Origin of the sequence: Streptomyces sp. JH14, from assembly GCF_029428675.1 — a bacterium.
Lineage (GTDB): Bacteria > Actinomycetota > Actinomycetes > Streptomycetales > Streptomycetaceae > Streptomyces.
In genome coordinates, this window is the sequence record NZ_JAJNEL010000001.1 from 1,939,136 (window position 1) to 1,958,394 (window position 19,259).

The 19,259-nt window shown below is 69.2% G+C and carries 18 protein-coding genes and 1 pseudogene; 9 read left to right on the plus strand and 10 right to left on the minus strand.

What is annotated here, in order from left to right:
- Positions 1-50: 50 nt before the first annotated feature.
- Together LRD69_RS08760 and LRD69_RS08765 are read left to right on the plus strand one after the other, a co-directional pair.
- The gene (locus LRD69_RS08760; protein WP_277325990.1) at positions 51-1,061 is read left to right on the plus strand and encodes a peptidoglycan-binding domain-containing protein; all 1,011 of its coding nucleotides are present in this window, start codon (positions 51-53) and stop codon (positions 1,059-1,061) included.
- A 151-nt stretch (positions 1,062-1,212) separates the two neighbouring features.
- Positions 1,213-1,875 (plus strand): HAD-IA family hydrolase, encoded by a 663-nt coding sequence (locus tag LRD69_RS08765; RefSeq protein WP_277325991.1) that lies wholly within the window; start codon positions 1,213-1,215, stop codon positions 1,873-1,875.
- A 35-nt stretch (positions 1,876-1,910) separates the two neighbouring features.
- Here the strand turns inward: LRD69_RS08765 and LRD69_RS08770 are convergent, their stop codons facing one another.
- Entirely contained in the window at positions 1,911-2,645 is a 735-nt protein-coding gene (locus LRD69_RS08770) for an ABC transporter permease (protein ID WP_277325992.1), read from the minus strand.
- A 220-nt stretch (positions 2,646-2,865) separates the two neighbouring features.
- On the opposite strand from LRD69_RS08770, the gene LRD69_RS08775 reads away from it, so the two are divergent.
- The 3 genes from LRD69_RS08775 to LRD69_RS08785 all read left to right on the plus strand — a co-directional run bounded on the left by LRD69_RS08775 (position 2,866) and on the right by LRD69_RS08785 (position 6,419).
- Positions 2,866-3,510 carry an HNH endonuclease family protein gene (locus LRD69_RS08775; RefSeq protein WP_277325993.1) on the plus strand — a complete coding sequence of 215 codons (645 nt, stop codon included), beginning with the start codon at positions 2,866-2,868 and terminating at the stop codon, positions 3,508-3,510.
- 125 nt (positions 3,511-3,635) lie between these two features.
- Complete coding sequence (locus LRD69_RS08780) at positions 3,636-5,366, plus strand: alkaline phosphatase D family protein (protein ID WP_277325994.1); 1,731 nt, start codon at positions 3,636-3,638, stop codon at positions 5,364-5,366.
- A 360-nt stretch (positions 5,367-5,726) separates the two neighbouring features.
- Positions 5,727-6,419 (plus strand): VTT domain-containing protein, encoded by a 693-nt coding sequence (locus LRD69_RS08785; protein ID WP_277325995.1) that lies wholly within the window; start codon positions 5,727-5,729, stop codon positions 6,417-6,419.
- Here LRD69_RS08785 and LRD69_RS08790 read toward each other — a convergent pair.
- From LRD69_RS08790 to LRD69_RS08805, 4 genes are all read right to left on the minus strand, one after another.
- Complete coding sequence (locus LRD69_RS08790) at positions 6,406-6,633, minus strand: DUF2277 domain-containing protein (protein WP_277325996.1); 228 nt, start codon at positions 6,631-6,633, stop codon at positions 6,406-6,408. The genes LRD69_RS08785 and LRD69_RS08790 overlap by 14 nt on opposite strands.
- Positions 6,634-6,695: 62 nt before the next feature.
- A complete protein-coding gene (locus LRD69_RS08795; RefSeq protein WP_277325997.1) occupies positions 6,696-8,045 on the minus strand; it encodes a DUF1254 domain-containing protein in 1,350 nt (449 codons plus the stop codon).
- Between the two features lie 79 nt (positions 8,046-8,124).
- Complete coding sequence (locus LRD69_RS08800) at positions 8,125-8,580, minus strand: hypothetical protein (protein WP_277325998.1); 456 nt, start codon at positions 8,578-8,580, stop codon at positions 8,125-8,127.
- Positions 8,581-9,302: 722 nt separating this feature from the next.
- Positions 9,303-9,812, minus strand: coding sequence for a hypothetical protein (locus LRD69_RS08805; protein WP_277325999.1), 510 nt, complete (start codon positions 9,810-9,812; stop codon positions 9,303-9,305).
- 1,148 nt (positions 9,813-10,960) lie between these two features.
- Here LRD69_RS08805 and LRD69_RS08810 point away from each other — a divergent pair.
- Complete coding sequence (locus tag LRD69_RS08810; protein ID WP_277326000.1) at positions 10,961-11,329, plus strand: hypothetical protein; 369 nt, start codon at positions 10,961-10,963, stop codon at positions 11,327-11,329.
- 86 nt (positions 11,330-11,415) lie between these two features.
- On the opposite strand, the gene LRD69_RS08815 is transcribed toward LRD69_RS08810, so the two are convergent.
- From LRD69_RS08815 to LRD69_RS08825, 3 genes are all read right to left on the minus strand, one after another.
- Entirely contained in the window at positions 11,416-11,829 is a 414-nt protein-coding gene (locus LRD69_RS08815; protein ID WP_277326001.1) for a nuclear transport factor 2 family protein, read from the minus strand.
- Positions 11,830-11,958: 129 nt separating this feature from the next.
- Positions 11,959-12,489, minus strand: a complete 531-nt coding sequence (locus LRD69_RS08820; RefSeq protein ID WP_277326002.1) for an NUDIX hydrolase — start codon at positions 12,487-12,489, stop codon at positions 11,959-11,961.
- Between the two features lie 463 nt (positions 12,490-12,952).
- Complete coding sequence (locus LRD69_RS08825) at positions 12,953-13,621, minus strand: hypothetical protein (RefSeq protein ID WP_277326003.1); 669 nt, start codon at positions 13,619-13,621, stop codon at positions 12,953-12,955.
- A gap of 1,653 nt (positions 13,622-15,274) precedes the next feature.
- On the opposite strand from LRD69_RS08825, the gene LRD69_RS08830 reads away from it, so the two are divergent.
- On the plus strand, positions 15,275-15,892 hold the full coding sequence (locus LRD69_RS08830; protein ID WP_277326004.1) for a hypothetical protein: 618 nt from the start codon (positions 15,275-15,277) through the stop codon (positions 15,890-15,892).
- Between the two features lie 335 nt (positions 15,893-16,227).
- Here the strand turns inward: LRD69_RS08830 and LRD69_RS08835 are convergent.
- Positions 16,228-16,358: pseudogene (locus tag LRD69_RS08835) on the minus strand (DUF4291 family protein); the annotation flags it as partial.
- A gap of 272 nt (positions 16,359-16,630) precedes the next feature.
- Between LRD69_RS08835 and LRD69_RS08840 the strand changes: the two are divergent.
- Positions 16,631-17,473: a YhjD/YihY/BrkB family envelope integrity protein gene (locus tag LRD69_RS08840; RefSeq protein WP_277326005.1), complete on the plus strand. Its 843-nt coding sequence runs from the start codon at positions 16,631-16,633 to the stop codon at positions 17,471-17,473.
- A 282-nt stretch (positions 17,474-17,755) separates the two neighbouring features.
- On the opposite strand, the gene LRD69_RS08845 is transcribed toward LRD69_RS08840, so the two are convergent.
- On the minus strand, positions 17,756-18,409 hold the full coding sequence (locus LRD69_RS08845; RefSeq protein ID WP_277326006.1) for an ATP-binding protein: 654 nt from the start codon (positions 18,407-18,409) through the stop codon (positions 17,756-17,758).
- Positions 18,410-18,607: 198 nt separating this feature from the next.
- Between LRD69_RS08845 and LRD69_RS08850 the strand changes: the two genes are divergently transcribed.
- Complete coding sequence (locus LRD69_RS08850; RefSeq protein ID WP_277326007.1) at positions 18,608-19,204, plus strand: TetR/AcrR family transcriptional regulator; 597 nt, start codon at positions 18,608-18,610, stop codon at positions 19,202-19,204.
- The last annotated feature ends 55 nt before the right edge of the window (positions 19,205-19,259 follow it).

Genomic DNA, 19,259 nt, shown 5'->3' on the forward strand with positions numbered 1-19,259 from the left:
ACGTCGGCGGGCTGCATAATCGCAGGCAGTTCAAGGGGAGGGGACCCACGATGACCGGACACATCTGCCCGGAGTGCGGTACGGACAGCGGATCGGCGAAGAGACCGGACGCAGGACTCGCCGCAGGGCCCGGATGCGGGTGCGCGCAGCGGGCGGCACGACGGGCCGCGGAGCGGGCGGAGACAGCGGCGGCGGAGGATTTCGATCCGCTGCGGATCCGGCCGTACGTGACACTGGGGGACGACGAGGCGGCGGCCGGCACACCGGCGGGGAGCGACGCGGCCATGACGATGCCGCTGTTCCTCGACCGGGCGGCGATGGCGGGCCCACCGCCTGCGCCGACGGAGGGAACCGGGGCGAGCGAGCCCCGTACGGAGGCCATGGATGCCATGAGCGCCACGAACCCCCTGGACGCCGTGGGCGCCGTCGATCCGGTGCAGCCACGCCGTCGTCGCCCGTTCGCGGCGCTCGCCGTGGCCGCGGCCGTGGTCGCGGTGGTGGGCACAGCGGCGTTCGCCGGCGGGCTGTTCAACGGGGACGCGGACACCGACCGCGAGCAGACTCTCCCGGGCACCGTGGTGCCGACCGCCACCGATGCACCCGCCGGGCCCGACGCGTCGGCGTCGGCGTCCGCATCCCGGTCCGCGTCGGCATCGGCCTCCGCCTCATCGTCGGCCTCCGCCTCGCCGTCGACGGGCGCCTCGTCCTCTCCCTCCGCATCCGCAACCGCTTCCGCCACCTCGTCGAGCCCGGCCGCTCCGTCGGCCACCGCCTCCGCCGGGGAGTCCGCCGGGACGCCGTCGGCCACATCCACCCCGAAGGCGCACGGCCGCACGCTGCAGCTCGGCGATCACGGCCCCGCGGTGGCCGAGCTGCAGCGGCGGCTGCGGGAGGTGTGGCAGTACTGGGGGCCGGACGACGGCATCTACTCGGACCAGGTCGAGCGCGCCGTGAGCTCCTACCAGTCGCGCAAGCCGGTCGAGGGCGATCCGAGCGGCGTCTACGGCCCGAACACCCGGCTGGCTCTGGAGGCGGAGACAACGGGCCGCGGCCGCTCCTGACGACACGGCCTGCCGGCAAGGGCGACTTGTGACGATTGGCTTTCCCGGACAGGTTTTTGTATCGTGATGGAACAAAGTAGCCCCCGCCCGTACTCCCTGACCGGCGGGCGGGGCTACTTGTTCTCTTCCCCCCGCGCCCTGGAGCCCGCCGATGCCGGCCACCGTCCTCACTGCCCGTGCCCTCCTGCTCGACATGGACGGCACCCTCGTGAACTCCGACGCCGTGGTCGAACGCTGCTGGCGCCGGTGGGCCCTGCGGGAGGGCCTGGACCCCGAGGCCGCACTCAAGGTGGTCCACGGGCGCCAGGGGTACGCCACGATGGCCGTGCTCCTCCCCCACCGCCCGATGGAGCAGAACTACGCGGACAACCGGGTGATGCTCGCCGAGGAGACCGCCGACACCGACGGCGTGGTCCCGATCGGCGGCGCCCCTGCCTTCATGGACGCGATCGCCGCCCTCCCGCATGCCCTGGTGACCTCGGCGGACACGGCGCTGGCCGGGGCCCGGATGACGGCAGCCGGCCTGCGGATGCCGGACGTCCGCGTCACGGCGGAGTCCGTCGGCGCCAGCAAGCCCGACCCCGAGGGCTTCCTCAAGGGAGCGGCCGAGCTGGGCTTCGCGCCGGCCGACTGCATCGTGTTCGAGGACTCGGAGGCGGGCATCACGGCGGGCAGGGCGGCCGGGATGCGCGTCGTGGGTGTCGGCCCGCGCGCCGCCGCGCTGGCGCCGGATGCGCACGTCGAGGATCTGACGCAGATCCGGGTGGAGGCATCGGCCGACGGCTCGATCCACCTGCACATCAGCGCGCTCTGAGGATCGCCTGCCACGCTCCCGTCCGCTCCCGGGACTCAGTCCCGGTACATCCTTCCTCGCGCCACGAGTTCGAGGACCGTCGCGACAGCCACCGCCTGTACGGCCATCAGCGCGACCAGCACGAACAGTTGCACGGCGCCCGCCTGAACCGGTGAGGCGCCGCCCAGCAGCATGCCCACGTACGCCCCCGGCAGCGTGACGAGCCCCACCGTGCGTGTCTGGTCCAGGCCTGGCAGCAGCGCGTCCGCCGCCGCGGGCCGCGCGATCTCCAGCCGCGCGTCGCGGTCGAGCAGCCCGAGCGCCATGCCCGCCTCCACCTCCCCGTGCCGCATGGTGAGTTCGTCCAGCGCGCGCCGTCCGCCGAGCACGGTCGCGGTGAGCGCACCTCCGATGAGAATGCCCGCCACCGGGATCAACGCGATGCCACGGAACGGCAGGAGTCCGGTGAGCAGGAGGACGGCGACCACCGGTGCGACCCCCGCCGCGATCGGCAGGGCCGCCCACCGCCACGTGCGATTCCTGGTGATCCGGCGCCCCGCGGTCCGGACCGCGACCGCATACATCAGCGCCACGAATCCGAGCAGTGCAGGCAGCGAGTGGACCACCCAGCCGATGAGCAGGGAGACGGCGGCGAGTTGGACCGCGGCCCGCAGCCCGGCCAGGACGATCTCGCGTGACCGGCCGAGCGAGGCCAGGGCGGCGACGGCGGCAGCCGCCGCGAGCAGCAGCGCGAGGACGACCCCGAGCGTGATGGTGACCGGTAGCAGCACGCGGCCACCATAATCCGGTCCTGCCCCGACATCCCGGGCGAACAGGGCTTACGGACCGCCGAGTTGCCGAAGCATCAGCCCTGTCGGTCGTACCCCTTGATGTGACGTGCGCATGTCGCCACTCTGTTACCTGGCACCCACCCCCCGGAAACCCTGCGCCGCCACGATGGCCGGGCCTCACCGTCCCCCGTCCAAGTCCCCCCACATCAAGGGAGTTCGCATGTCAGGTATCTACGCGCGTCGCATCGGCATTGCCGTCGCATCCGCCGCACTTGCGGCAACCAGTGGACTGCTCACCGCGCCCGCCGCCCAGGCAGCCATGCCCACCCCCGTCGCCGCGTCCACCGCGCGCACCTACCTGAGTGAGCTGACCGTCTCGGCGGAAGGCTCGTCGTCCGGCTACAGCCGGGACCTGTTCCCGCACTGGATCACCCAGTCGGGTGCCTGCGACACCCGTGAGGTCGTCCTGAAGCGGGACGGTACGAACGTGACGCAGAACTCCAGCTGCTCGGCCGTCAGCGGCAGTTGGTACTCGCAGTACGACGGCGCCACCTGGACCGCCGCCTCGGATCTGGACATCGACCACATGGTTCCGCTCGCCGAGGCCTGGCGGTCGGGCGCGAGCGGCTGGACCACCGCCAAGCGCCAGTCGTTCGCCAACGACCTGACGCGTCCTCAGCTCATAGCCGTCACGGACAACGTCAACCAGTCCAAGGGCGACCAGGACCCCGCGACGTGGCTGCCGTCGCGCACCGCGTACCGCTGCACCTACGCGCGCGCCTGGGTGCATGTGAAGCACTACTACGGCCTGACCGTGGACTCCGCGGAGAAGAGTGCCCTCCAGTCGGTCCTGAACGGCTGCTGACCGGAACCGCCGGGCCCTCCCCCGCCGTTCCGTACGGTACGGAGCCCCTGCCTGTACGGAACGGGGGTTCTCCCCCGCGCGGACGGGGACTCCATCCGTACGGAACGACGCGAGGAGGGCACCTCATGGCCGGGCTGCGCCTGGGACCACTGCTGCGGTACGTCGACTGGGAGACGGGTTCCACCGCGACCGTCTGGGTGGAGGCCGACCGGCCGACCACGGCCGAAGTCCGTTGCGCGGACGGCGCGTCGGGCTCGTCCCCGACCTTCGCGATCGCCGGTCACCACTATGCGCTGGTGGTGGTCACCGGACTGACGCCGGGCTCTACCACGGCGTACGAGGTGCTGCTCGGCGGCCGACGGGTCTGGCCGCTCGAGGACTCCCCGTTCCCCGCGAGCACGATCACCACACCCTCGACGGCCCACGGCGGGGCCGGGGAGGACGCGGGGCCCGCACCCGTCCGGATCGCCTTCGGCTCCTGCCGATGGGCCGCTCCACCGCCCGGTGAGCGGGACGCCGCCGGCCCCGACGCCCTCGACACCCTGGCCGCCCGGCTCGCCGCCGACCCCGGCGCCGTGCGCCCCGACGTACTGCTTCTCCTCGGCGACCAGGTGTACGCGGACGAGATATCGAAGGCGACCCGCCGCCGCCTCGCCGTGCGCCGGGACCTGAGCGAGCCGCCCGGCGCCGAGGTCGCGGACTACGAGGAGTACACCTGCCTCTACGACGAGTCCTGGCGCGACCCCGAGGTGCGCTGGCTGCTCTCCACCGTGCCCAGCTGCATGATCTTCGACGACCACGACGTCGTGGACGACTGGAACACCAGCGCGGCCTGGCTCGCCGCCGTCCGGGCCACCCCCTGGTGGCACGAGCGGATCGTCAGCGCGCTGGCGTCGTACTGGGTCTATCAACACCTCGGCAACCTCTCCCCGGCCGCCCTGGCCGCCGACCCGCTGTACGCGGCCGTACGCGCCGACCCGGACGGTACGGAGACGCTGCGGCGTTTCGCCGCCGAGGCGGACGCCGACCCCACGCGCGCCCGGTGGAGCTACCGACGTGTTTTCGGCCGAGTACGGCTGCTGATGGTGGACACCCGGGCAGCCCGCGTACTCGACGAGCAGCGCCGCTCGATGCTCGACGCGGAAGGGGAGCGCTGGATGCGCGAGGAGGCCCTCGCCGACCCGGGTTCGTACGACCACCTCCTGATCGGCACCTCGCTGCCGTGGCTGCTGCCACCGCTCGTCCATGACGCGGAGGCGTGGAACGCCGCGCTGTGCCGGGGCGGGCGCGGCGGCCCCGACGGGCGGTGGGCGCGGTTCGGCGAGAATCTGCGGCGCCGCTCCGACCTGGAGCATTGGGCCGCTTTCCCCGGCTCCTTCCGCCGGCTGACGGAGCTGATCCGGACGGCGGGGAGCGGTCCGGACGCCCCGGCGACGGTTTGCGTGCTGTCGGGCGATGTGCACCATGCGTACGTCGCGGAGCCCGCCTGGCCCGCCGACGCGCCGGACGACGCCCCGGGGGCGCGGATCCTGCAGCTGACCTGCTCTCCGGTCCACAACGCGGTCCCCGGACCGCTCAGAGCGGGATTCCGTTTCGGCTGGAGCGGGGCGGGGCGCCTGCTCGGGCGGCTGCTGGCGCGGCACGGGCGGACGGGCCCGGCACCGATCCGGTGGCGGAAGACCGGCGGGCCATGGTTCGGCAACCAGCTGATGACACTGACGCTGCATGGCCGGAAAGCTGCGCTGACATTGGTTCAGGCCAAGGAAAGGGCCGCGGGGGTGCAGCTGGAGACGGTTCTGGAGCAGCACCTGACCGTCGACGACCAGGAAACTTTCAGCCAGTCGACAGAATGTTGAACTTGCAAGCACTAGTGAGGGTTGGGTCTTCCTGCTGCTGGTCTTCACCGGTCCGGGCGCCCTGGCCCTGGACCGGCTGTTCACCCGCGGTGGCGACGCGGAGCGGAGCGAGGACCGCACCCGCGAGCAGGCGCAGGCGGTCGCCGCCTGAACCCCAGCGTCTCCCGTGTGCCGCGCCTGCCCCACCGGCCCCGAGGCTGTGGGACAGGCGTGTCGCACGAGACACGTGAGGTACACAACATCCCCTGTTCAGAATGATCTGCAGGTAAACGGCAGGCGTACGCTGTACAGCTGACCCTGCCGCCCCTGCCGCTCCCCTGCGACGTCGCGGCGTGACGACGAACCGGGGAGTACGAGAAGGTGCTGGAGAGTGTCGGTGCGCTGACCGGCAGCCCATGGATCTATGCGGTGGTCGCCCTCTCGGTGCTCCTGGACGTCTTCCTGCCCGTGCTGCCCAGCGGGGTCCTGGTGATCACGGCGGCCACGGCGGCCGCCGCCGGCACGACCTCGGTCGCGGGCGGTTCCGCCGGCGAGGTGCCCCAGGTTCCGTCGCTCCTCGCGCTGGTCCTCAGCGCGGCCACCGCCTCGGTCCTCGGCGACCTCGTCGCGTACCGGCTGGCCTGGCGCGGCGGCGATCGGCTGGACCGCGCCATCGCCCGCTCCCGCCGGCTCACCACCGCGCAGGAACGTCTCGGCGCTGCCCTGAGCCGCGGCGGCGGCATCCTCGTCGTCATCGCCCGCTTCGCCCCGGCAGGTCGCTCCGTCGTCTCCCTGGGCGCGGGCGCGGCGCACCGCAAGGTGAAGGAGTTCCTGCCCTGGTCGGCCCTGGCGGGCGTGGCCTGGGCGGGCTACAGCGTGGGACTCGGCTACTTCGGCGGCCAGTGGCTCGGCACGACGTGGCTGGGCACGGCGGTCTCCGTCCTGGCCCTGTTCGTGGCCGGCGCGCTGGCCGCGTACCTGATGCGCCGCCCCGCCGCGGCAGCAGCCACCGCCGCGGCCACGACGGCCACCGCCTCCGTGCCCCCGACGGCCTCGGCGGCTACGACGTCCTGACGGCAGTCCCCCGCACCTCCAGACCGTCCAGCAACCTGGCGGTCGCTTCTGCGATCTCGTCGACGGCCCGGTCGAACACCTCGCGATTGTGCGCGGCCGGGGCCCGGAAGCCGGACACCTTGCGAACGAACTGCAGGGCGGCGGCCCGGACGTCCTCCTCGGTGGCCTCTTCGGGGAGTACGGGCGGGCGAAGGGTCTTGATGCTGCGGCACATGTCTCCAGTGTGGACCGCCCCACTGACAACGCCCGATCTCCCGCCCGGCGACCGCCCCGTCGTCAGCCGCGTTCGACCGCGGGGATCTCATAGCTGCCGTCGAGCACCGCGCGCCCCGGCAGGTAGAGCCTGAGCACGGGCCGGAAGTCCCCCTCGGGCGTGGGCAGCCAGTTCGCCGACGCCGCGCGGTCCGCGGGCCGTTCCCTGCTGAGGTGAAGGGTCAGCGACCCGTCGTCCGCGCGCACCAGCCCCGGCGTACGGTCACCGATCGTGTACCGGTCCGCCGCGTTCTCGACCAGTCGGTGGTCCGGGACGTCGTACATGGTCACGGACCAGAACGCGCCGACCGGCGGCGGCTGCTCGAAGCGCAGCACATAGGCGTGGGCACCGTTGAGCCGATGGCCGTCCGCGTCGCGGAACGTGTGCGCGTGCACCGCCTCGTATCCATGGCTCCCCCACAGCGCACCGCTCGCGGCCACCGCCCTGACCAGGTAGGACGCCTCCCGGTCGGCGATCTTCCACTCCGGTGAGTCGATCGTCCCGACCCCGAACCGGTCGAGGTTGTAGTCGAAGAGATGCGTATCCGTCCGCCATCCCCCACCGCTCGCCCCGTCGGCCCGTCCGGCCTCCTCCACGCGCGCCCTGCCCTGCGCCATCCCCTCGACGAGTGCGCGTACCAGGGCTGGATCGGCGCGGACGTACGGTGAGGGGCCCTCCTCCAGCAGTTCCAGCGGCTGGAACCGGTCCTGGTACGCACAGTCGGCGACGGCCGGCGGGAAGTCGGCCATCCACACCCGCAACCGCTCGAAGAACCGCACCTGCTCCGGTACGCCGTTGTCGGGCGCGGGCAGCCCCGTGCGGTGCGTCCCGGGTTCGAGGTGGGTGAGAGTGAACTGCTCCTGAAGCGCCCGGACCCGCGCCATGTCGTCCGGACCGTCGCAGGCGATGCGCCCGACGAGGGAGACGACAGAGGTCGGCGCGTCGATCACCCCGCGCACCCCGGCGGGTTCACTGCCCGACCAGCCCGGTGGTGCGACGATCCAGTCGCCCTCACCGGTACCGGTGGCACGGCGGCCCAGATACGCGAAGTTGTTGGTCCAGGCGTCCACGAACTGCAGCACGTAGTACGCCCCGTCGGTGTCGGGCACGTGCAGCCGGATCGGCCCGCCGGAGAGGTCGAGCTGGGCGACCGAGAGGACCGTGTCGTTGCTGACGTCGCCCAAGTGGGTACCGGGGGAAGCGAGTCCGCCGTCGTGCGCGAAGTGGTTGAACGGGGCGGGCGCCAGGGAGCCGACGCCCTCCTGCATGAAGTCCTCGACCGTCGACAGGCCGCGGACCAGCGGATACCCGTAGACATACGCCTCGGCCGCAAGAGCGACGAGCTCGTCCGACGGCTCGGATCCAGCAGCCATGAGTGCACGCCCTCCATGCTCGCTTCGGTCCACCGGAAAAGCGGGGTCCGGCACGGGGCCGGACCGGCGCGGCGACGGTTCAGATGACGGCCTGGGAACGGTCCGTGCACAGGGCCCAGATGACGAACGCGTCGATGGCGATGGAAATGACCGCCCAGATCGGCTCGTACGGCAGCCACATGAAGTTGACGATCATGCTGAGCGCCGCGAGCCCGATACCCAGCCCCCGTGCCCAGCCGGCGCCCTTGAGAATGCCCCAGCCGATCAACAGGAGCACGACGCCGAGGACGAGATGGATCCAACCCCAGGCCGTCACGTCGAACTTGAACGTGTAGTTCCTGATGCGCGCATAGACATCGTCGGACGCGATGCCGGCAATGCCCTTGATCACCGCCATGACGCCGTCGACCATCAGCAGCACACCGGCGAACATGACTCCACCGGCCGCCCAGGGATTCCCGCCGCCCCCGGCCGGGGGGCCGGCCCTCCGGCCGGGGGAAGGGGACGTGCCGGGCGTGGGAGCTGTCTGTGCCATGGGAACTCCTGGACCGGAGTGAGTCGAGCCGGACAGAACCGACCCTGCGTGGCACGCTCCCGGCCGACCACCGGTACGCCTCCGTTCGAGTGACGGCCCACCGGTCGCCGGCGTGACGGACGAGCGGTCCCCACCCGATGGCACCACCGGGTCGGCCACCGGCGGAAGGCCGTCACGGGCCGACTGCTCCGGAGTCCGTGACATGGCAGCACTCACTCGGCGACAAGCTGAGTTCGAACACCGTTCCGTGCCGACGGAAGCGGACGACGGTGGTCTGCTCGGGCACGTGCAGGGAGGCCGCCGCCGGGGCAGGGATCCGGCTCCGCGATCCGGTCCTTGCCGAGCAGACCGGAGCGCTGCTCGTCAGGAACCGCTGAAGGTACGTGCGGTTTCCTGCTCGCCGGCCGACGACGGGGACACGGGCCCGGGACCAGGGGCGTCGGCGACGCCGACGGTCTGAATCAGCCCGGTCAGGACCGCGGTGTCCGCAAGGCCGGCGGCCCCCGTCCGGGCATACGTGAGCACTCTCAACCACCGCTCCTGCAAGACAAGTCGAACGTGGCAGCAAACCGCCGCAGCTCTGCACGGAGGCACAGGAGCTGCGGCGGGGACTGCGACGGACGAGATGTCGGTCAATGGATGCACCGGACAGCGCGGCAGGCGTCACGGGCAGGGCGTTGCGGGCATGTCATGGCGCGCCCATGACAGCCACGGATGCCGCCTCAGTTGCAGGGGAACGCGTACTCGCTGTTGTAGTTGATGAAAAGGCTGCTCGACGACGTGCCCATCTTGGCGGTCGTCTTCGCACAGGCCACGCTGGAGACGTAGACCGGGCCCGCGTACTCGCTGAAGTTGCCCGAGTCCGTGTCGCAGCCGGTGCCGTCCAGCTTGCAGATTTTGAGGTACATGTACCGCGAAGCGCCTACGTTGTTGTCCAGGATCGCGCACCCCTTCCCACTGGCGTTGATGTAGGTGAACAGGGTCGCCAGACGCAATTGGGGATCGGTTCCCTCGGGCAGCGGGATGGCCCGGGCCACCGTGTCGTAGCCGGCGCCGCACGCGGTGGCGGCCGCCGCGACGGCCTCCGAGTTGGCCTGCGCGAAGGACCGGGTCCCAGCGTCTGCCGTCTTCGCGATGCCTGGTATCGGCTCCTGTGCCACTGCGGCCTGCGGAGCGGCGAGCGCCGCACCGATTACGGCTGCAGCAATGGCAAATCGGAGTTTCGTAGCCATGGATTCCCCCTCTGATTACGTGCGAAATTGCCCGTGCCGCAGCCTCACCGAACGCAGAGGAGCGGCGATTTGGACCGTGCTGCGGATCGCCAGACACCCTAGCCGCATGAGCGTTCGACATCAGGGAGTTACGGGGTTACGGCTCTCGAATGGCTTGATCCCGCATGGAATGAAGACCAACACCGATACGGCATCCCGATAGAGGCAGCCAATACTTCACCCATCGGTACCGCATTCGAAACACTCAGAAGGCGAACAGCAGGGAAGTATCCGACATTCCATACTCCCTGCCGTGCGACGCCACTCGCGACGGGGCGTGACCGAAAACCGATCGATCACCCACCACGCCACGCCGGAACAAGGCGGCATGAGACCCGGGTACCCTCACGATCCGCAGATCAGGACCGTTCGACCCCCCAGTGGGCCCGACCGGGGGACGGGCCCGGCTTCCACAGCGCGGCCGTGGGACAGCATCAGCCACCTCCACCCCGCCCCCATCTCCTGGCCGGCTCCGCGAAGTGGCGGCGACGAGGTTACGGCGCAGCGTGAATCGACTGCCGCGCCCCCTGCCGACCGCCGAAGAACGCAAGCCCGTACCGTCGGGCAAGATGTCTGCACGCAGTTCATCACAGCTGCGATCCAATGCGCCGACTTTATCCGCGAAGCCAAGGAATGCGGAATTATGGATGGCGAACACTGCGAGCACTATGCGCCGGTCCGGAAGTCAATGTCCAACTTGACTGGACCCCAAGCCATTATGGGCATTGAGGCCCTGAGGAGGTATCTGCCGCATCCGTCAGGGGCCGGCGGAACAACGAATGGGCGTCCCAAAAAAGCCGCACATGCACACAGCTGCGACACAGGGTTCATGGCACGCATGGTCGACACCGCGAACTCACGCGACACGCGCATGGAGGAGAGCGCGCATACAGACCAGTGACGACACCGGGATCCAGCAGCACCTCGCGTCCGTCGAGCGCGGGACCGCCGCACTCCCTGCCGACCACCGCCAGAAACTGCGCCCCGATTCCCTCAACGCCCTTGAGAACGGCGGTGCTCATGGCCGCCTGTCAGGCCACGGCACTTCGGACGACGCAGCTGATCACCCGTCGACGTCGCGAGTGTGACCGGCCAGTACAGTCGCCTGCATGGCGACACCGACACTGCGGGCGATTGAGTGGGACGGCACGTCCTGGGACGACCCGTCCGAGGAACGGCTGCACGATCTGCTGGCCGATATGAGCCTTACCTGGCGGTTTGTCATCGTGAAGCGGCTTGATCTGGAACCTGCCGGCCAGCACTACATGCAGGTCTACCTCAACGACGACCTGAGCTATCAGGTGGAATACCGCGAGGGAGGACCGGACAAGCACTTCCAGGCCACGGTCCCCCGCAGGCACGAGGTGTTCGCCGTGGAACCCGTGGCGGAGGTACTTCAGGACTGGGCCTACGGGCGACCCCGCTGGCGTGAAGCTCTTCCTTGGGTCCCGTGGTCGCCCACAGAACCACCGAGATGAGCGTCACCACCCCTTGATGCGAAGGACGCCCGTTCTGCGAGTCGAGCCACCGGCACACCGAAAGCGGAATGGCGCGTACCTTCCGGTCATTCCCAGGAAATCTCGTTGCGCAGGACGGTGTAGTCGACCATCGCGGAGTCCAGATAGGCGCGCACCTCCACGATGGTGTCACCGTCAAAGCGGCAGACCCAGCAGTAGCGGTTCGCGAAGGGGGCTCCTTCCTTGCTGGTCGACGTGGACTGCAGCTCGGCGATCGTCGTGTCGCCATCGACGTAAAGATGCTCCACCTTCAGCTTGACTCCGCCCTGGAGCACCCCCGCGAGCCGTGTGAATGTAGCGGCCACGAATTCCTTTTTGCTGTGATAGCGGCCGGCCAGTGGGTGAGTGCCCTCCACGGTCCAGTCGACGTCGTCGGCCACGCGGGCCCAGAATTCCGGCTGGGTGGCCGGGTCCTGCAGTCGGCCGAACAGAGCGACGCGGTCGTCACGGATGGCGGTCATGGCACTACGCCTCCCACGGGGATCTGGTTACGGGAGCCACATCTTCCACGACCGACCGCTTGAGCAGAGGAAAGCCGGTCGGCTCCTCCCCGATCACCAGGAGTCGCCGGCCCGAGAGTCGGTGGCTCCTTACCGACTGGGGCGGTGACCACGGCGGACGAGCCACTCGACGTGCTGCCGCATCCGGGGCTGGTCATCGGGAAAGTAACTCTCCCATTCTTGATCCAGACGCATCCAAGCTGCCGGCTGGCCGTCCTCCGGCGTGAGCGGAATCGACGCGTCGACAACCGCCGCATACGACAGACCGAGCGTCACCGGCCAGTCAGGGCTGAACGACCGAACCGCCACAGCCGCCGGCTCCAGGAACAGTTCCGCCCTGATGCCGGTCTCCTCGAAGAGCTCACGTCCTGCGGCCTCACGGGGAGTCTCACCAGCCTCGACCTTCCCGCCCGGCGGAACCCATGCCCTCCATCGGTGCTTCACCAGCAGCACCCGTGCGAGGTCCTCGTCGAAGACCCACACTTCTGCCGCCAGTGGTTCCATCTCCATCGCGGAGGCCTGGGACAGCCAGGCACGGGCGTCGTCGTACTCGACCACAGCCGATCCGGCATCAGCAGCGGCTGCTTCAAGAGCTCGTTGCTCGTACACGTCTCGAATCACGCGGGCACGATACGCCGAGGGTCTGACATCCCCCCGTCTTCGGCCCCTGCTTCACGATCGAAGAGCGACGCCGGAGAAAGGTGGAAGCCTCGTCGGCACCGCTGGAAATCTGTGCTCGGACCGCGCCTGCTTGCCGTGCCGGTGCCGCTCAGCCACCGTCGTCCCGAGCGTGCCGGAGAACGTGGGGAGCAACGCCCCAACGCCCCATACGTGCGGCCGTGCTGCGCCCGGGGCACAGCTTGGGCATCACCGGGTCCGACGGCCGCGTAATCGCCCTTTACCTGCCGTTGTGGCGTTCTCCGCCTTCGCCGACCCCCGGACCGGGGACCCGCGTGTGAGTCGGTCTTTCGCGACAGCGCAGGTTGCGGCGGTGCGCACCGCGGTTTGGCGGCGATCTGTCCTCAGACAGTCCACGCCCACTGGCTCGAGCACGACGCGGTGATTCCCAGGTACCGCTATGCCGCTACGCGTCCTGCGGAGTCCTGCCGGCCATAGGGCGGGCGCGCCGCTGCCGCACCACGACGACCTGTGCCACGACCGACAGCACCAGGAAGAGCAGCGCCGCCCCGCCCGACATCACTGCCAGCAAGGCTGCCCCGCCGCCCCCGACGTCGTCTTCTCTGACGGCCACCTGCGGTTTGTCAGCGTGGTACCGGACGGTCATCCGGGTCCCGACAGAGTTCTTGCCGCCACCGCTGCCCGCAGGCAGATCCGCCACCACGGTCCGTCCGGCGGCCTCGATTTCGACCTTGCATTGGCCCAACATGCACGAGCCGCTCGTATGCAGCGTCGCGGAAGCTCGTTCGCCGTCCTGGAAGGAGCGCAGATGCCGGGCCGCCGGAACCATCACCAGCAGCGACAGTGCAGCCAGTGACAGCGCGAGCCCGAGCGGCACCAGCGTGGACGCCCACGGCCCCAGGCCACCCGCGGCCGCCTTCTGCTGCCGCACGCCGGGAACGCCTGCGTCGTCTATGCCGTCCAGGTCTCTCACCGCCCCGTTTTCCGCTCCTGTGGAATTCAACGCCGCGTATGCTCGCTCGATCTCGCCCAAGTACTGCTCCAGGTGGAAGCGAACCTCCTCGATGACCCTGCCGTCGAGACCCGGGTACATCAGGTCGGACCAGATGACCATCTCGCCCCGGAGCCGGACCCGGATGGCCAGTCCGCCCGACCCTGGCACGGCACGCACCTTGGGCGCCTTGAAACCATCAGGTCAACGGACCTTCAGCCTCGATGAGTTCAGCCAACCCTCATTCACTGCACGATGATCGCGGAGGATGGTCTTCTTCTTCGTGGTGGGGACGTGCCTCACGGCAGACTCGCTTGCTGTCGCCTCCCTCTGGAACATGACGAACCCACCGGACCGCATCAGCGCGTCGCACTCGGGGCATCTGGGCGAGGAATCAGAGGGCATGCGCAAACCGTACCCAGCGTCCTGGCTCGTCCTTTCGGGCCCGCGGGGAGCCCCGTCGGTACCCGGTGAGGGCGATCTCAGCCGGCTGATGGCTGTGGTGAGAGTTCGCTGCCACTGGAGGATTCGGGCCGAAGTTCCCCTGTCGGATCGAGCGGGGGCGGGGATGGGGGCAAACCATTCACGCCGACCGGAGACGGGGGATTCGAAGGCGTGGGCACCTGAATGAGGAAGGGGACGAAGGTCAGCTTACCGCCGCTGTTCAGGAGTCGCTTCGAAACCCGATAGCACACCATCGTGTGTGGGTCACCCATGGTCGTGTAGCACTTAAGCACGGACGGTGCGACCTGAGAATTCTGCGGCGAGGCAACGGAGTCGCTCGCTGATGCGCCCAATATGCCGACCTCCAAGCAGAAGAAGGCTGCCGCAGCGGCACTGATGCTCTGCATGGTTGTCTTCTTCATGTTCATCAGCCCAAAGGCTAGGGAGCGAACTGAACTGTCCTGTCATCGGCGCTTCGATGCTTCAGAGGCCCCACGCACGCCATGGCTCGACGGGGGCGAATCACGAAGGAGTACCGGGCGTTGGCAACCATCAGCTGGTACAGCACCCGCCCCAACTCCCGCAGCGCCTTCGCGTGTATTTTCTCATGCTTCGACTGCTCCTCACTTGTTTCCCACCGGACACCCGTGTATCGGTGTCCGGTGAGTGGTCGCTGGAGGCAACTCCTCAGCCATTACTGGTTGAATCCGGGAAATCCTTCCGCGCGACATCCTCAAAGAGAACGCGCAAGGTGTATGGACGGGGGTTCACCTCGAGTTGCACGGACTTGCTTCTGCCGGTCCCGCCACTACGTCAGCGTCACGCTCAAGCCGCGATGGTTATGGCCCACCGCTCACGTCGGTACGTGACTGGGATCGCAAGCACAGTGCCGAAAAGGAGAAAACCATGAGAGGAAAGATCGCCCTGAGCGCCGCAGCGACGGTTGCGCTTGTCGGAGGGATGGCTGCGCTCACTGCCGAGCCAGCTTCCGCTGCCCCCGGCCAGAAGTGTCAGGTGGTAGCAAATAGCCTGACTGGAGAGGGGTTCGCTCCCAATGGGACGTTCGCAGTCTCGCCTGCCGGGATGATGGTGCGCTCTTCCTCTGACGGTCGCATCGGACCGACCGTCGTTACGGGCGCGGGCAACTTCTCCATAGGTCCTGTGCTCTGCACCGGTGCGCCGGCGACATCGGCAGGGAGCGGAACCGGCGCAGCCGCTGCCACAGCTGCGGGAACGAGAGCAGCACAAGCGGCGACGATGAGGGGCGCCTCCCCGCAAGCGGCGAAGGCGGAGGGCGTAGCAGCGGCACAGGCCGCGGGGAGGACCCTTGGCTTGTCGCCAACGCTGATCACCCAAGTCGTCAATCAGACAACCAACAACCTGAACCAGATTATTGGTTCCACCATCGGCGGCTCCGTCATCACGGGCACCGGCAACACGACAACCACCAACACCACGACTCCGGGCGGCACCACAACCCCCGGCGGCACAACCACGACCCCGGGTGGCACAACCACGACTCCGGGCGGCACAACCACGACCCCCGGCGGCACAACCACGACCCCCGGCGGCACCACGACGACCCCGGGCGGCACGACCACGACCCCCGGCGGCACAACCACGACCCCGGGCGGCACGACCACGACCCCCGGCGGCACCACGACGACCCCGGGCGGCACGACCACGACCCCCGGCGGCACAACCACGACCCCCGGCGGCACCACGACGACCCCGGGGGGCACCATGACCCCCGGCGGCCCCACGACCCCCGGCGGCCCCATGACCCCCGGCGGCCCCACGACCTCCGGCGGCACCATGACCCCCGGCGGCCCCACCACGAACCCGGGCACCGCCATGACCCCCGGCGGCCCCACCACGCCTCTCGGCATGACCACGAACCCGGGCACCACCACCATGAATCCCGGCGGTGAGAATGCGTCGGGGAGCTAGCAGCCCGCTCAGTGATGCAGGGGTGAGCCCTCAGCCGAGGCCCTGCGCCCGTGGCTGATCGCCGGCATCTACCGTCAACGCCCCGCAGCGACTCGCTGCGGGGCGTTCCGGCTGGTGGGTGCGGACGGTCTCGAACCGCCGGCCTCTGCTGTGCACGTTCGACCTGACAACCGCTGTGACTGGGCCTGTCCTGGATGCCGAGGCCGTCAAGGACTGCTCAGTGCCGTCGCGGTACGCCGACATCGGTGTCGGCTCTGGATGTGATGTCCGACCCGTGGCGCCGGTGCTGTGGTCCGCATGGGCGGTTGGTCATCAGCGGATCCGCGGCGCCGTCAGCAGGCGTATGCGGGCGCCGAGCCGAAGCCTTCACGGGAGACCTCAACGGCGAGGACGGTCTCCTGGTTCTCCTCGGCGCCCCACCCTCAGCGGTACATCTCAACAGGTACGACGGCTTGATCCAGGTCACGGCGCGTTCACCGCCGTTTCAGCCCCAATCCCGAAGTGCAGCGGACTACATCATGATGCGAGGCATCGGGATTTCATGCGGCCGGCATGCTGCTTCTCGTGTCGCCCGTCATCGGTCAGGCGACCGCCCGTTAGGCTCGCGTCGCCACAAAGGTCCCGATCTTCTCGGAGGGCAGGGCGACGGGGATCAATCGAGAGCGCCTCGTCAGGACGCTGACGTTCTGGCTGCGGCCTGCCTTCGCATTGCGGGTCATCAACCGGTTTCAGAAGATCGTGGGCTTCGACCGCTCGATGGCCCTGGCGTCCAGCGCCCTGACGGCATTGATCCCGCTCTCCGTCCTCCTTGGCGCTGCCTCGAGCAACTTCGTGCACTACGACGCCGCAGAGCGGATCATCAAGCGCTACAACCTCACCGGAGCAGGCGCCACTGCAGTCAGTTCGCTGTTCTCTCCCACCGAAGCGACCAGCGCGAGCGTGGGCATCTTCGGGCTCGTGTTCATGACGATCTCGGTGCTGAGTTTCGCGCGAGCCGCACAGCGGCTCTTCGAGCAGGCATGGGAACTCAAGCCCCTCAGCATGCGCAACACACGCAACGGCTTGTGGTGGATCATCACTCTCGGTGGCTACGTAGTGGTCAATGCGTTGCTCTCCGCGCCCCTCAGCGGGGGCGCGCTGGGGCTGGCGGCCTCGGTGTGCCGGGTACTGCTGACCACTGCGTTCCTTGTCTGGAGCGGCCGGATCCTGTCGGCGAAGCGGATCAGCTGGCCGGACCTGCTTCCCTTCGGCGTCACCGGAGCCGTCCTGACGACGGTCTACTCAGTGGGCGCAACCATCTACATGCCGCATCTCTTCAACTCCTCCGCAGCACGCTACGGGGTGGTCGGTGCTGTCTTCGCGCTGATCTCCGCCCTCTTCGCAGCCATGCTCGTCCTGGTTGCATCGGCGGCACTGGGACGAGAAGTACGAGACGAGCTCATCCGGATCCGCCAGGGCCACCGCCCTTCCGACCATGAGGTCCGCCGGCAGTGGGACAGCGTGGTCGAGCAGACTCGGTCACGGTGGCGCACGGCGCGGGAGCAGGTCTCTCATCGTCGGATCAAGGACGCGAACCACTGATGGGCACGGCCGGCGACCGCCCGGCACGGCCGAAGGACCGCTCGCTCCTACAGAAACGGCGGTGGAACGGCTTCGGCCGGTGGGTTGCGTCCCGGCCAGCAGTCACGTTCAGCGCATTTCGGCTGGCAGAGCACCGTCGGAAGTGGCGCCGCCCGACGAGACAACGGCCACGCACTTCGATACGCGCTTGCGGCTTGCCTGCCGGCTCCAACCCCCCTGCCGCAATTGGCTTCCAGCCTGCTGTGACTTCTCCCGTCCGGTGATTGCCGCGGTTGGGCCGGCTCAAGCGGAGGCTGTCGGCTCCTCCGGCGAGGGCGTCTTCGTCGCCGCCTCCGCGTGCGCCGGCAGCTCGAACCACATGGTCTTGCCGGTGGCCGTACTGGTGCTGCCCCAGGCCTCGCTGAGCTGATCGAGCAGTTCGATCCCGCGCCCGCCCTCCGAGTCGACGTCGACGAAGCGGCGTACGGGACCGGCCTGTTCGGTGTCCTCGACCTCGCACCGCAAACGGGAGCCGCGCACCTGCAGGTTGAGCCGCAGCGACCCACGCGTGTGGCGCAGGGCATTGGTCACCGCTTCACTCACCAGGAGCTCGGCGATGTCGGCCGGCTCCGCCAGATTCCAGTGGACCAGCTGGGCGGTCACCAGTCGCCGGGCCCGGGGGACCGAAGCGGGATCCCGCCGCAGGGGCCAGGAGGCGTCCCAGGCGGTGGCGCTGGCGCGGGGGGCGTCGAGCGGTCGCACGGGCTCCAGGGTGCGAGACCACAGGGTCCCGAACCGGGCGAGCCGCGACATGGGGGTGGCCTTGGGAGACCACTCCTCCCCCTCGGTGCGTTCCGAGACGGACTTCCGCAACAGGTCTCCCAGGCGGCGCCGGTGAGGCCGGTCGGGACGGCCCCCGCGAGAGGTCACGGTGGGGCCGATGGCCTGGGAAGCCATGGAAATCAGTCCCTCGGAGTCGTTGGCCGATGGATTCACGTAGCACTCGCTACACTTAAAACATACACGTAGCGGGCGCTACAGTAAATACCTTCATAAAAACGGACCAATAGCGTATATAGGGAGCGCGACGTGGAAGCCGGTCCACTCACACATCAAGCGATCGCATATGCGCCGTCACCACCGCTGGGAGCCTTCATGCCGCGCCCGCCCGACCCGGCCAAACGACGCGCTCTGCTGGACCGGGTCCGTCAGTACCTGATCCGCAACGGCCTGGCCGACCTGTCCCTCCGCCCGCTGGCCCGGTCCCTGGGCACGAGCGACCGCATGCTCCTGTACTACTTCGGCAGCAAGGAACGCATGGTCGCCGAGGCGCTCGCCCTGGACGAGCGGCGACCGCTCCTGCGCGCCCGGACCCTGCTCGACACCACCGGTCCCCCCAAGGACCCGGCGTGGCTGCGCCGCTTCATGGAGGAGATCTGGCAGCGGCTCAGCGACTCCGACCTGCGCGCCGCCCTCCCCCTCTACCTGGAGATCGTGACCGCCAGCCTGCTCCATCCCGAGCGGTACGGGCCCCTCATGCACGACATCGTCAGCGAGTGGACGGGTCTGCTCGGCTCCGTCTTCCGCGACATGGGCATGCCGGAGGCGCGCGCGCGAACGGAGGCCGCCCTTCTGGTCAACGCGTCGTTTGGTCTGGTCATTGCGTCCCTGGCCGATGGCGACTGGCACCGGGCCGACGCGGCCTTCCGCACCCTCCTCGACCGCCTGGAACCCGGCTGGCACACAACCTGACGGCTGGTTCGCCGCGATGCCCCGGGAAAAACATGTCATGCAAATCTCACGAGAT

Coding starts and splice junctions, on each gene's coding strand:
- LRD69_RS08760 (WP_277325990.1), top strand. CDS start 51: ATGACCGGACACATCTGCCCGGAGTGCGGTACGGACAGCGGATCGGCG.
- LRD69_RS08765 (WP_277325991.1), top strand. CDS start 1,213: ATGCCGGCCACCGTCCTCACTGCCCGTGCCCTCCTGCTCGACATGGAC.
- LRD69_RS08775 (WP_277325993.1), top strand. CDS start 2,866: ATGTCAGGTATCTACGCGCGTCGCATCGGCATTGCCGTCGCATCCGCC.
- LRD69_RS08780 (WP_277325994.1), top strand. CDS start 3,636: ATGGCCGGGCTGCGCCTGGGACCACTGCTGCGGTACGTCGACTGGGAG.
- LRD69_RS08790 (WP_277325996.1), bottom strand. CDS start 6,633: ATGTGCCGCAGCATCAAGACCCTTCGCCCGCCCGTACTCCCCGAAGAG.
- LRD69_RS08795 (WP_277325997.1), bottom strand. CDS start 8,045: ATGGCTGCTGGATCCGAGCCGTCGGACGAGCTCGTCGCTCTTGCGGCC.
- LRD69_RS08800 (WP_277325998.1), bottom strand. CDS start 8,580: ATGGCACAGACAGCTCCCACGCCCGGCACGTCCCCTTCCCCCGGCCGG.
- LRD69_RS08805 (WP_277325999.1), bottom strand. CDS start 9,812: ATGGCTACGAAACTCCGATTTGCCATTGCTGCAGCCGTAATCGGTGCG.
- LRD69_RS08810 (WP_277326000.1), top strand. CDS start 10,961: ATGGCGACACCGACACTGCGGGCGATTGAGTGGGACGGCACGTCCTGG.
- LRD69_RS08815 (WP_277326001.1), bottom strand. CDS start 11,829: ATGACCGCCATCCGTGACGACCGCGTCGCTCTGTTCGGCCGACTGCAG.
- LRD69_RS08825 (WP_277326003.1), bottom strand. CDS start 13,621: ATGGTCATCTGGTCCGACCTGATGTACCCGGGTCTCGACGGCAGGGTC.
- LRD69_RS08845 (WP_277326006.1), bottom strand. CDS start 18,409: ATGGCTTCCCAGGCCATCGGCCCCACCGTGACCTCTCGCGGGGGCCGT.
- LRD69_RS08850 (WP_277326007.1), top strand. CDS start 18,608: ATGCCGCGCCCGCCCGACCCGGCCAAACGACGCGCTCTGCTGGACCGG.